Genomic DNA, 12,309 nt, shown 5'->3' with positions numbered 1-12,309 from the left:
GGAGGAACATTATTATGGCACAAGAACGTACAGGCGCAGCCACATTTAAAGGCAACCCTATTACATTGATCGGACCCGAACTGAAGGCGGGCGATCAAGCACCTGATTTTACACTAAGTAAAAACCTGGTTGAAGATGCATCCCTGAAAGACTTCGCAGGTAAAATCAAACTGATTAGCGTTGTTCCTTCACTGGATACCGGCGTATGCGATGCCCAAACCCGTCGCTTCAACGTTGAAGCAGGAGAGCTCGGAGACAACGTTGTCGTGTTGACGGTAAGTGTTGACCTCCCATTTGCACAAGCACGCTGGTGCGGAGCAGCCGGAGTCGACCGTGTCGTAACACTGTCTGATTACAAAACACGCTCATTCGGCGAAGACTATGGTGTGCTGATCAAAGAATTCCAATTGGACATGCGTTCCATCTTTGTGGTTGATACCGAAGACCGAATTACATATGTGGAATATCTGCCTGAAATGACAGACTCCCCTAACTTCGAGCAAGCGATTGCCGCTGTAAAAGCCTTGCTGTAGAAGAACATACACGTTTCAGAACAAAAGCGAGGAAGGATCACCTTCTCTCGCTTTTGTTCTTCAGCCATCTATTTCAATCAGACTTATACTTGCTTAGCTTTTTATCCAATACGGAAAACAGGTTCATAATGGTACGATAATTGGAACCCAAGTCTCCAAGTGAACCACGTGATGCCGAATACATATCGACCGCACTGCGTACTGGACTTACCGATATAATGGAAACTGTAATATCCATCGTCCGTCCAAAGGTAGTCCGCTTTTCCAGTATAACTTCTCCCACAGAAGGCACTTCATGCAGCACTTTATAACCCGGAATTTTTTTGAGAGTCGATGAGACCTCTTCCCAGGCTCTGTCTTTGGATAAGTTATAATACCGTGTTTTTAATTTGGGATCCTTGGCTCGATCGCTGGTCCCCTCCATGCTGCGGATGATACCGACGAGCGTTCTCTTTAAGGTCAAGACCCTTCCTCCTTTGAATGTAACCGTTCCATTTATGTACTCTAGTGTAACATTGTTCAAGTAGTAACAAAAGGGTAAGCATCACTTTTAACAAAAATACAATTCACTCACCATAAAAGGTTTCATATAAAAAGCACCCTGCCATTCCTGGATAAGAGGAAAGTTAGGGTGCTGTACATAATAAAAGAGAAACCCGCCTATGCCGTCCGGCTACATTGTCTTATGAACCTGCTTGGCAGGTGGGTGGCCGCAAAAATGTTTTTTGAAGTCCCCATGTCATATAGACAGGGCGTTTCAGCAACATTCTGTATTGATCTCCCGAAGACATCATCATTGGTTCAAAACAACGAATAACCGAAACGTACATCGCAGGATGTACAATTATTATATCCCTAACTTTGTAAAAAGTAAATGGCGACGCTCATGTTTTATTTACGAAGATTAACATGTTTCTCGTTAGATGAATTCGGTTCAGCCGACTCCAACGTGTCAACTGTCCCGTCAGCCTGTTCAGCAGCTTTTGCAGCTTCCTCTTCTTCCTTCTTCAGCTGCATCTTCTCCATCTGCTCCTGCATCTTATTGAAGGTTGCGTAGAAGTTGAAGAAAGCAAACCAGGCAATAATGCTGATAATGAAAAAGATGAATAAGACCGGATAACGAAAACCGATATAGAACAATAGTCCACTTCCCAGCAATGTGGAAAATACACGGAATGGTCTAATCAATGTTAACAGAACCGCATTTTTAATAATGAGTCCGATGGACATGTGATAATGAACAACCATCGAGAAAAAATTAAAGAGAGAAACAAACAACAACAACAGCAGTACAAGCATGATAATTCCTACGAGCTGCATATTCCGGAATTGCGTCATGTAAACGGTATAATCCAGATACATGATGGCAAACAGCAACGTGTAAAAAATGCCCCCGATCAAACTTTGTTTGTAGTTCTCTTTGTAACCCACAAAGAAAGTACGGAATACAGGCACATCCGTATCGCCCATGTTCCATTTACGCACGACCGTAAATAAGGCCGACGTCGCCGGAAATAGTGTAAGCGGTGCCACAATGGCTATAGCCCAGTTCATTTGCAGTGATTCGTTCGCGAGGTTCTGCTGCATAACCAGCAGTTTCATAATCAAGAAAAACAAGAACGGAGACGAACAAATAGCCCACAACAGATTGGTTGCGGCCAGTCTCGTGATCCACTCTGTAAGCCGATAAATCCCACCCATAGCTCCTTTAAATTCCAAACATTTCTCCTCCTCCGCAGCCTTGCGTCTAACCCTGAAGTCTAATATTAATATACCTTATTATAGATAGGAAAAGCCAGTACTTCCCGAAAAGAGATCCGTAACTTCTCTTGCTTGGCACCCTCCATACATATAAAAAAAATGGAGCAGTTGCCTGCCCCATTTTCCAGTTCATACTTGTATATTATTCGAAAGAAGAATCTTTGGCAGGACGACGTCCTTCGTTGTTGCTTGGACGCGGTTTGCGGTCACGGTTGTAACCACCTTCTCTGCTTCCACCACTCGTGCTGCTGCTTCCGCTGCTACGATCACGGTTATATCCGCCGCGTCCGCCGCCACTGCTGTTGCGATCACGATTGTAACCACCACCACTGCTGCTACCACCGCTACTGCTGCGGTTACCGCTGTAACCCGATGGTTTACGTCCGCCGGAGCGAACATCCGGTTTACGACGCTTAGCACGGATCGGATCTTCAGGAGTCAGGTCAACTTGAGCGTCTTTTTTGTCACCTGTCATGAGCTTCAAGGAAGCTGACAACAATTGAACGGAATCATATTGCTCAAGCAACTGAATCGCGATACCTTTATACTCGTTCAGATCGCCTGTTTGTACAACTTCCAGCAGACGCTCAGCTGTCAAACGTTGTTTTCCTTCTACAGCCTCAGCCATTGTTGGCAGTGGCTTGCGTGGAATACGCTGACGTGTTACACGCTCGATAAAGTGCAGGTGATCGATCTCACGCGGTGTAACGAAAGAAAAAGCAGCACCCTCTTTACCTGCACGGCCTGTACGACCGATACGGTGAACATAACTTTCCGGATCTTGCGGAAGGTCAAAGTTTACTACATGAGTTACGCCGGATACGTCGAGACCACGTGCAGCCACATCTGTTGCAACGAGTACGTCAATGCTGCCGTCACGGAACTTACGCATTACAGCATCACGTTGATTCTGGGAAAGGTCACCATGGAGACCATCTGCAGAATATCCACGTTTTTGCAGAGCTTCAGCCAATTCGTCAACACGACGTTTGGTACGTCCGAATACAATCGCCAGTTCAGGAGATTCCATATCCAGCAAACGGCTTAGTGCTTCGAATTTTTGACGCTCAGGTACTTCGATGTAAGCTTGGTCAATCAGTGGCGCACCCACTTGTTTTGGAATAACGGATACGTGCTCAGGGTTGTTCAGGAATTGTTGAGCCAATTTTTGAATGTTAGGAGGCATTGTTGCTGAGAACAACATCGTTTGACGCTCGTCTGGAACTTGTTTCAGGATGGATTGGATATCCTCCATGAAACCCATGTCGAGCATTTCATCTGCTTCATCCAGTACAACAGTTTGTACATCTTCAAGCTTGATTGTTTTGCGGTTGATATGGTCAAGGAGACGTCCAGGTGTACCAATGATGATCTGTGGTTTTCTTTTCAGAGCACGGATTTGACGAACAATATCTTGTCCTCCGTAAATTGGCAGGGAGCGTAAACCTTTGAAGCGGGTGAGTTTTTCGATTTCTTCGGCAACCTGGATCGCGAGTTCACGTGTAGGTGCCATAATGAGGGCGCGGATTTTTTCATCACTTTTGGAGATTTTGCTGATCAACGGAATACCGAATGCTGCTGTCTTACCTGTACCTGTTTGAGCTTGTCCGATCAAGTCTCTGCCTTCAAGCGCAAGAGGGATCGCTTTGGATTGAATCGGTGTTGCCTCTTCGAATCCAAGTTCGGTGATGGCTTGCAGCACCAGTGGTTCTAGATTGAAATCTGTGAAATTTAAATTTGTCAAAATTATTCATACTCCTTTTATATGGTGGACATGGTGGACAATCCACTTTGTTGTCTGTATTCTTAAGTAGCGTTAATATCTATAGAGTATCCCATCTTGGCGAATTATTTTCACGAACAAACATAATTCATGAATGGGGCCTCAACATAAGACTAAAACTACATACAAGCGTTTGAAACATTTCAAATTTTATTGTTCCATTTGCGGAAAAGTTTCCTACTCAAGAATATCCACAAATTATTATATCACAAAATGATTCTAGATTACCAGCAATCTGGTTTTAAATATAAATGAGGTGATTAAATTGCCCAAAATGATTTGGCACTTTTTAGTGATCGTATTGGGTGCTGCAGCTATTGCCTGCGGCTTCAACTGGTTTTTGGTCCCCCATCAGCTGCTTAGCGGCGGGGTATCCGGTATTTCCATGCTTCTTGGTTATTTCACCACTTTGAATCTTAGTATAATGTATTTTGTTCTTAACATTCCCTTGCTCATTGCAGGTTGGTTTATTCTTGGACGACGCTTCATTACATTAAGTATTCTCTCGGTAGCAGCCACTTCCTGGTTCATTGCGGTGCTGCCTATTTTTGCTGTGGCTACAGACCCTCTTCTAAGCTCTGTATTCGGTGGTGTTCTTATTGGACTGGGCACTGGAGTTTCCTTCAGAGTCGGCGGTTCGACAGGCGGACTGGACATTGTCGGTTCCATTTTCACCCGTAAACGGGACTTTCCAATTGGTACGGTGATGGCCGGCATGAACGGTGCGATCATTATGCTTGCAGGATACCTGAGTGATAACTGGAATACAGCCTTGGCCTCCATGGTATCCATCTACATTACAGGCAAAGTGCTTGATCTGATCCACATCAGTCATGTCAAAGTGACACTGTACATTATTACAAACGAAACCGAATCCATGTTGAAAAAACTTCTTGTTCGCCCTCGCGGGGTTACGAAAATCAAGACCCAAGGAGCATATACCGATATCGAAAAGGACATGTTAATGACAGTGACAACTCGTTACGAGCTGGTTGAAATCAAACGCATCATCAAGGAAACAGATCCGAACGCCTTTGTTAACATCGTGGAAACGGTTGGTGTCATGGGTTCTTTCCGAAGAAGTTGAGACACATGTACGGTTAACAATTCATATAATTGTGGTATAATAACGGTGCACGGCTCCTAAATATGATGTATAGCAGGATGTACCCTTCAATTTCACAGACTATAGGCTTTTCCGATTCGCGCCGAATGACTTACCATTTTGGAATTCGAGTAGGAAAGGGTGATTATTGTGGATATGGAAACGGTAAAACTGTTCGAAATCGTCAACAGATGGTGCCCGGAAATGCTCCCTTTCTTAAAACCGAATGAACTCGACTCACTGATTGTTCTCCGGGATGGGCTGGGCATTCTGGAGCAGGGAGACGCAATGGAAATCATTCAGTACAGTATTTGTGAGCATCAAAATGAGATTTACATTCAATAATTTTTTTCAGATTGATTACGCCGCTTCTTGTGGGAGATTCCCGACAGGAAGCGGTTTTCATTTTTTTACATATGTGTTTCATTAATTGATGAATATGGTTAAAAGCCCAGAGGCTTTATTATATAATTCAAGCATGGACTGCACATAAGGGAGTGGAAAGAAATGAATATGTTATGGGCTTTACTGGCTATGGCCTGGGGAAGCTTCAGTGCTACACCGGTTACGTCAGATCAAGGAAATCAACAATTACAGTCGTTAACCAACAGCTTCAACACCGCCATCATTCAATCGCAAAAAGATCAAGTCGTTATTGATGTGGATAACCCACCTGCCAAGATTGATCCTCAACCCGATGCACCCGTTGTCAAAGGCATCTATGTAACAGCCTACAGTGCTGGTGGTGCACGCATGAAAGAACTACTGGAGCTGACAGACAATACGGAGCTTAATTCCATGGTCATTGATATTAAGGACGATCTCGGATACATAACCTACCCTACAAAGAACAAGACATTACAGGAGATGGGCAAATCCCAACCCTTTATTCGGGATATCGATGCGCTGATGAAAAGGTTGCAAAAACACGATGTGTATCCAATTGCACGTGTGGTTGTCTTTAAGGATACGATTCTCGCCAAAAAGAACCCGGAGCTCTCCTTCCGAAACAAGGACGGTTCTGTATGGGCCAACGGCGGGGGCGACAGCTTCGTAAATCCTTACAGTAAGGAAGTATGGGATTACAACATTGAGATTGCCAAGGAAGCTGCCAAACTGGGTTTCAAGGAAATCCAGTTCGACTATGTTCGGTTCCCGGAAGGCTTTGAAACGCGTGCAGACGTACTGAAGTATACGAAATCTGACAAGTCTCGGGTCGATATCGTAGCTGAATTTGTACAGTATGCACGCAAGGAACTCGCCCCGTTGGGTGTTCGAGTCTCGGTGGATATTTTCGGTTATGCAGCATCTGTACCCGCGGCTGAAGGTATTGGACAGGATTTTGTTAAAATATCTGAAAACGTGGATGTCATCTCGCCGATGGTGTATCCGAGTCATTACTCCACCGGCTGGTATGGTGTGAAAGATCCTGATAAAGATCCGTACACCACCATTAAAGGCTCGATGGAAGACACGCACAAGAAACTGGATCCAACCAAGGAACTCAAACCCGTGATTCGCCCGTGGATTCAAGACTTTACGGCAAGCTGGCTGGGTAGCGGACATTACATCAAATACGGCAAAAAACAGGTAGAAGACCAGATTCGTGCGATGAAAGACATGGATGTGGATGAATACCTGCTCTGGAATGCGTCCAATCGATATACAAAAGACGTAAACTACAAATAATGCACTCTTCTCTATTTATTCCAAAACACCCTCGTTCCGCCAGATGCGGACGGGGGGTGTTTTGCATGTATTTTTTTCTTATGCATTAGTAATAACTAGACAGATTTGCTTCCTCCGCTATTCAAACGAAGCAAAATCCACTACAATAAATAGCTGTCCGTAATATGACAGTTTAGGGATAACTCTTAAGATAGCGAGGCACCGCCAGTGAATATGACCACCACAAGCTTTGCACAGAAATTGAAGCAATTCCTGATCATATTTTTGCCCATCTTTACGACACAGATTGCCCTCTCTGCTATGTCTTTTTTCGATACCAATATGTCAGGCAAGTTCTCTCCCGCTGATCTGGCTGGTGTCGCGATTGGTACAAGTCTATGGTTACCTGTGCAGACAGGACTGAGCGGCATACTGATCGGCATCACGCCTATCGTCTCCCACCTGCTTGGTTCAAAGCGCAATGACAAGATTGGTCATAGCGTCATACAAGCCCTGTATCTCGGTGTTGCCGTCGGGCTGGTGGTTCTTGCAGCAGGTGCATTGCTGCTTCAACCTATTCTGAATGGAATGCCTTTGGAGCCGCGGGTTTCTCAAGTCGCATTCTATTTCTTATGTGCGCTGTCTTTTGGAGTCATCCCCCTCTTCGGTTACACCGTGCTGCGGAGCTTTATGGACGCACTGGGACAGACGCGGATCACCATGATGATTACGTTGGTATCGTTGCCTGTTAACATTTTTCTGAACTATTTGCTCATCTTTGGTCGTTGGGGCTTCCCTCAACTTGGAGGTGTCGGTGCAGGTGTGGCTACAGCATGTACATATTGGCTCATTTTCCTCATAAGTCTCTTTTTTGTATATCGGGTAGAGCCTTTCGCCCAGTACGGTGTTTTTCGAAAGATGTCCTGCGTCTCTCTGGCCAAATGGAAAGAACTGCTTAAGATCGGTGTTCCCATCGGATTCGCCACTTTTTTTGAAACCTCGATCTTTGCCGCGGTCACGTTAATGATGAGCCGATTTGACACCATTACCATTGCCGCACACCAGGCAGCCCTGAATTTCGCTTCTACTCTGTATATGCTACCTGTGAGCATATGTATGGCCCTAACTATTCTCGTGGGCTTTGAAGTCGGTGCAGGACGTCTGAGAGACGCCAAACAATACAGTCTGCTTGGGATTGGGGGCGCCATTGTGCTCTCTCTGTTAACCGCCGTGGTACTCCTTGTATTTGGCGAGCAAGTCGCCAGACTGTATTCGAACGATCTTGAGGTCATCGCGTTAACTCAGCATTTCCTCATCTACGCCATCTTCTTTCAAATCTCGGATGCCATTGCCACCCCAACGCAAGGAGCGCTTCGAGGCTATAAAGACGTGAACCCTGCATTAATCATTACATTTATTGCATATTGGGTCGTCGGGTTACCTGTCGGATATATCACGGCCACGTATACTTCGCTGGGTGCGTTTGGATACTGGGTTGGACTCATTGCAGGTCTTGCTGTTGGAGCAACCGCACTTCTCTGGAGACTCTTCCGGGTACAGAAGCAGGCCTCCCTGCGTAAGACGTAAGCGCCCCTGTATTCCACTAGACAATGTATGCGCACAGCAAGTGAGGAAGGTTCACACAACTCCCGTGATATACTCAGGAATATAATAAAAAGAGCACAATCCTCGTCAATGCGGGACTGTGCTCTTTGCTTATGAATCGAATTACTGGGACAACCGCTGTGCAAGTTCGTAAGTCTCCAGATCGAAATCCTTTTTCGTGTTAACCACTTTATCAATATCCGTCAGGGTAAGTTCGCCCTTGATAAAACCGCAGCCTTTGTCTGTCTCGCCTGCAATCAGACTGCGAACCGCAAAGTCGCCCAGACGGCTTGCCAGGTTACGGTCGAACGGCGTCGGCGTACCCCCACGCTGAATGTGACCCAGAACGGTTACACGCGGCTCATACGTTGGACAGCGCTCCATCAGTTCTTTCGCCACATCTTCGCCCTTGCCCACGCCTTCAGCAACGATAATGATACTGTGACGTTTACCGTGTGCAAAGTTGGCTTTCATACGATCTGCCACTTCGTCCATGTCAAATGGAACTTCCGGCACAAGAATCGTTTCAGCACCCGAAGCAAGTCCGGCATGCAAGGCGATATCCCCGCAGTGACGACCCATAACTTCAACGATGGAAGAACGTTCGTGTGAAGACATCGTATCACGCAGTTTGTTCACTGCATCAACCACTACACTCACGGCCGTATCGAATCCAATGGTGTAGTCTGTGAATGAAATGTCGTTATCAATGGTTCCTGGCAGCCCCATCGTATTGATGCCCAGCTTACTCAGTTTGTTAGCACCATTGTACGAACCGTCACCACCGATGACCACCAGACCATCAATACCGCGCGCCCGCAGAATGTCTGCACCCTTTTGTTGTCCTTCAGCGGTATAGAATTCCTTGCATCGTGCAGATTGCAGTACCGTTCCACCACGCTGGATGATATCCCCGACACTCCTCAGATCCATTGGGAAAATGTCATTATTCAAAAGACCCTGATACCCACGTTGCACTCCGTATACTTCGAGACCGTAGAACAGTCCGCTCCGAACTACCGAACGAACAGCCGCGTTCATCCCTTGTGAATCACCACCGCTCGTTAAAACTGCAATTTTCTTTACTGCTGTCATGATGTTTCTTCCTCCTCTAGTTTCACTTCAGGCTCCGCAACAATACACCTGACTTACATATGATTCCGTATCCAGCGGCTGAAAATGAAGAAAAATATTCTTGTCATCGGACTATTCTTCATCAAACGTTTGGACACGATGCGAACTTCCTGCTGTTCGCTGACTTTGGGATCAGACAGGTAAATGGCAATCAGTCCTTCGATGATCATCCGGTGAAAGGAGCTTCCCGGAATCTTCTGCACATCACTGCGTGCCATCTCCACAATAAAAGCAATTCGGTCCAGCATGGTCTCTACATTCTCATAATAGTTGCAGAAATTGAGATCTCCCCCGATGCGGTCCTCATCCTGATCAATTAAATAATCGAGCATAATGTGTAATGCGCATACATGTGGGAAATAGGCCGTGTGGATCGAGGCCGCTTGCTCCTCAGTCAACTGATCGTCACTCGCAGCCAGAAACAGCATGAATACGCCCAGTGTAGAGCCAGTTGCGGCAGCAAATTCGTTCCAACGAAACTGAGGTGTGCGGTGACGATGCTCCGACCACCATTCGAGCAATGCCGTTTCTCTCAGTTCCGGCTTGATATGCTTATATACCTGCAGGTCCGTGTATAGGCCTGCCAGATCCTGAATTTGAGGCTTGGCGGACGCATAGCCGGGTAACTGACGGGTCAGTTCCTGACATGTGGTCACCAGATTCCGCAGATATCCACCGTCATCCTGCTCCTCACGGAGAGCATAGTAATTGACGGGAGTTGCTTCGGGATCTACCGCATCAAGCATGGATTGATGGAGAAGACGAAAGTCATTCGGGTCCATCGAGGTGCTGCGGTCACACAGATTGTCCAAATAATCACTAATGGTTTGATATGAAACGATCAGCGGAATCAGAATGTGCCTGTTGGGCAAATCAGCTAAAGCGTAGACGGTCCCGCCTTCACAATGAAACTGCTTATCCTTGAGACTGGCAAGTGCCTGCGTACGTAATTCCTCATTCGGAATTTCCTCGGCCTGGGCACGCCATCCATTCAGTGCCTTCCGTGTTTCCGGAATGGTGTACTTGTACACCCCTCTCATCAATGCCAGCGGTCCACGCGGATATTGATGACGTTTTCGATTTGATTGGCTCAAAATAAATGTGCCTCCACTTGGTTGAATACGTATTAGAGCGATTTTTAACCATTCCCATTATAATATGATCCCCTTAATTGTACAAATGATCTACCGCATATTCCGCACAAAAAAATCGCATCCGAGCCGAAAGCTTTGTGATATACTAACCCATTGTTTTTATTAATCGTCCATGTTCATGCATAATCGTTTAATTTTTTGCCAATAATTTTTGGCTATTCCTGACTTTCATCCACTCATGTTTCTATTTATAGCCAAACTTCCCGATACTTATATTGTTCTCATTTTCTTCTATACAAGTGACCTTCACATATACCCTTTTTGCAGAAGAAACGTTCCCTCTGATCTTTACCGGACATACCTTATGATGAATACGAATATAAGGAGGTTTAATAATGCCCAGAATTTCTGTTATTATGCCTGTCTACAATAATGCACCTTATGTACAAGAGGCAATATCTTCAATTCTCAGACAAACATACGCCGACTTGGAGTTGATTATTATTGATGATGGGTCAACTGATGGTTCAACTAGCATGATTCACGATATTCAAGACGCGCGAGTGAAGAAGTTATTTCATTCGGTATCTCTGGGCGTAGCAGCATCTCTCAATCAAGGACTTGATATAGCACAAGGTGAATACATTGCTAGGATGGATGGTGATGATATCGCAGCCCTAAACCGTCTGGAAGTGCAAGCTTATTTTATGGATCAACACCCATACATTGATGTTTGCGGTACAGCTTACACCCAAAATTACTTGGGCCCAGTAAAGTTCACTCCTCTGGACCATGACGAAATTAAAGCGTGGCTATTATTTAACTGTTGTATCTTACATCCTTCAGTTATGATGCGCAGAAGCTCTACTGAGCATGTTGGAATTCGGTATGACCTGAACTATCCTCATGCAGAAGACTTTGAGTTGTGGACCAGATTATCTTTTAGTGGAGCTAGGTTGGCGAATATCCCACACAATTTAATGTACTATCGTTCTCACCCAGGACAAGTGTCTAATACTCACAGAACAGTCCAAGATATTTCAGCTAAAAGAATACGTCAGAGACATCTTTCCCATTTAGGTCTTCATCTTTCCGAAGCAGATTATGCACAATTAGTTAAAATAGCAGAGTTCAGAGTTAATCCGTTTGACTATGAGGATTACCAGCCAGCGGCTATATTAGCGAACTGGATCGTTCAAGTGAACTCTCAAGTGAACGCTTTTAATCAAGAAGCGTTACAAATGGCTTTCTCTAGATGTCTATCTGGATTGCCTTATTAGCGATTTCTTACATTCAAAATAAAGCGCTCATTTAACGCAAGTAAATAATTTTCATAGAACAATATTTTCATATAAACCAGAACTACAGTCAGCAAAGTAAGCCAATAAAGCCCTTAGGGGCTTTTCTTTCAAACCCTAGTCAACATATGTACTATTACATAAACTCACAGTCGAGGATAAATTTTCGATAAAGAGGAATTAGCAGAGTTTTTATTGACAGCAAAAGAGCATGGTTTATACTTGGACAATGAATTCTCCCATTTGTTAGCCTATTTCGAATTAAGATCGCTAAGAGGTTGAAGTTAAATTTGAAATCATTCTGGGCAGAATTGGGGTAACTATCCAT

Annotated in this window: 11 protein-coding genes and 1 other RNA gene; 6 read left to right on the top strand and 6 right to left on the bottom strand. The window is 45.0% G+C overall.

Annotated elements, in window-relative coordinates; all coding sequences use genetic code 11:
• Positions 1 to 14: 14 nt before the first annotated feature.
• Positions 15 to 533 (top strand): thiol peroxidase, encoded by a 519-nt coding sequence (gene tpx, locus ACR32F_RS10555; RefSeq protein WP_440118662.1) that lies wholly within the window; start codon positions 15 to 17, stop codon positions 531 to 533.
• A gap of 73 nt (positions 534 to 606) precedes the next feature.
• On the opposite strand, the gene ACR32F_RS10550 is transcribed toward tpx, so the two are convergent.
• The 4 genes from ACR32F_RS10550 to ACR32F_RS10535 form a co-directional block, all read right to left on the bottom strand.
• The gene (locus tag ACR32F_RS10550; RefSeq protein WP_440118661.1) at positions 607 to 996 is read right to left on the bottom strand and encodes a DUF1499 domain-containing protein; all 390 of its coding nucleotides are present in this window, start codon (positions 994 to 996) and stop codon (positions 607 to 609) included.
• 186 nt (positions 997 to 1,182) lie between these two features.
• A non-coding RNA gene (gene ssrS, locus ACR32F_RS10545) (6S RNA) lies at positions 1,183 to 1,374 on the bottom strand.
• A gap of 50 nt (positions 1,375 to 1,424) precedes the next feature.
• Positions 1,425 to 2,252 (bottom strand): YesL family protein, encoded by an 828-nt coding sequence (locus ACR32F_RS10540; RefSeq protein WP_440118660.1) that lies wholly within the window; start codon positions 2,250 to 2,252, stop codon positions 1,425 to 1,427.
• Between the two features lie 184 nt (positions 2,253 to 2,436).
• Positions 2,437 to 4,038 carry a DEAD/DEAH box helicase gene (locus ACR32F_RS10535; protein WP_440118659.1) on the bottom strand — a complete coding sequence of 534 codons (1,602 nt, stop codon included), beginning with the start codon at positions 4,036 to 4,038 and terminating at the stop codon, positions 2,437 to 2,439.
• 313 nt (positions 4,039 to 4,351) lie between these two features.
• Between ACR32F_RS10535 and ACR32F_RS10530 the strand changes: the two genes are divergently transcribed.
• The 4 genes from ACR32F_RS10530 (at position 4,352) to ACR32F_RS10515 (ending at position 8,437) form a co-directional block, all read left to right on the top strand.
• Positions 4,352 to 5,164 (top strand): YitT family protein, encoded by an 813-nt coding sequence (locus ACR32F_RS10530; protein ID WP_440119768.1) that lies wholly within the window; start codon positions 4,352 to 4,354, stop codon positions 5,162 to 5,164.
• Between the two features lie 174 nt (positions 5,165 to 5,338).
• Positions 5,339 to 5,527 carry a hypothetical protein gene (locus ACR32F_RS10525; RefSeq protein ID WP_029880762.1) on the top strand — a complete coding sequence of 63 codons (189 nt, stop codon included), beginning with the start codon at positions 5,339 to 5,341 and terminating at the stop codon, positions 5,525 to 5,527.
• 162 nt (positions 5,528 to 5,689) lie between these two features.
• Entirely contained in the window at positions 5,690 to 6,871 is a 1,182-nt protein-coding gene (locus ACR32F_RS10520) for a putative glycoside hydrolase (RefSeq protein WP_440118658.1), read from the top strand.
• Between the two features lie 213 nt (positions 6,872 to 7,084).
• Entirely contained in the window at positions 7,085 to 8,437 is a 1,353-nt protein-coding gene (locus ACR32F_RS10515; RefSeq protein WP_440119766.1) for an MATE family efflux transporter, read from the top strand.
• 141 nt (positions 8,438 to 8,578) lie between these two features.
• On the opposite strand, the gene pfkA is transcribed toward ACR32F_RS10515, so the two are convergent.
• Entirely contained in the window at positions 8,579 to 9,550 is a 972-nt protein-coding gene (pfkA, locus tag ACR32F_RS10510) for a 6-phosphofructokinase (RefSeq protein ID WP_440118657.1), read from the bottom strand.
• Positions 9,551 to 9,603: 53 nt separating this feature from the next.
• Positions 9,604 to 10,683, bottom strand: a complete 1,080-nt coding sequence (locus ACR32F_RS10505) for a tetraprenyl-beta-curcumene synthase family protein (protein ID WP_440118656.1) — start codon at positions 10,681 to 10,683, stop codon at positions 9,604 to 9,606.
• A 395-nt stretch (positions 10,684 to 11,078) separates the two neighbouring features.
• Between ACR32F_RS10505 and ACR32F_RS10500 the strand changes: the two genes are divergently transcribed.
• On the top strand, positions 11,079 to 11,963 hold the full coding sequence (locus tag ACR32F_RS10500; RefSeq protein WP_440118655.1) for a glycosyltransferase family 2 protein: 885 nt from the start codon (positions 11,079 to 11,081) through the stop codon (positions 11,961 to 11,963).
• Positions 11,964 to 12,309 lie beyond the last annotated feature (346 nt).

Source organism: Paenibacillus hebaui (assembly GCF_051934385.1).
Classification (GTDB): Bacteria; Bacillota; Bacilli; order Paenibacillales; family Paenibacillaceae; genus Paenibacillus.
Note: the sequence above shows the minus strand (reverse complement) of the source record. Positions and strands in the feature narration are given on the sequence as shown.

Bases quoted from the DNA above. Each gene is read 5' to 3' on its own strand.
- tpx (WP_440118662.1), top strand. From the start codon at position 15: ATGGCACAAGAACGTACAGGCGCAGCCACATTTAAAGGCAACCCTATT.
- ACR32F_RS10500 (WP_440118655.1), top strand. From the start codon at position 11,079: ATGCCCAGAATTTCTGTTATTATGCCTGTCTACAATAATGCACCTTAT.
- ACR32F_RS10530 (WP_440119768.1), top strand. From the start codon at position 4,352: ATGATTTGGCACTTTTTAGTGATCGTATTGGGTGCTGCAGCTATTGCC.
- ACR32F_RS10525 (WP_029880762.1), top strand. From the start codon at position 5,339: ATGGAAACGGTAAAACTGTTCGAAATCGTCAACAGATGGTGCCCGGAA.
- ACR32F_RS10520 (WP_440118658.1), top strand. From the start codon at position 5,690: ATGAATATGTTATGGGCTTTACTGGCTATGGCCTGGGGAAGCTTCAGT.
- ACR32F_RS10515 (WP_440119766.1), top strand. From the start codon at position 7,085: ATGACCACCACAAGCTTTGCACAGAAATTGAAGCAATTCCTGATCATA.
- pfkA (WP_440118657.1), bottom strand. From the start codon at position 9,550: ATGACAGCAGTAAAGAAAATTGCAGTTTTAACGAGCGGTGGTGATTCA.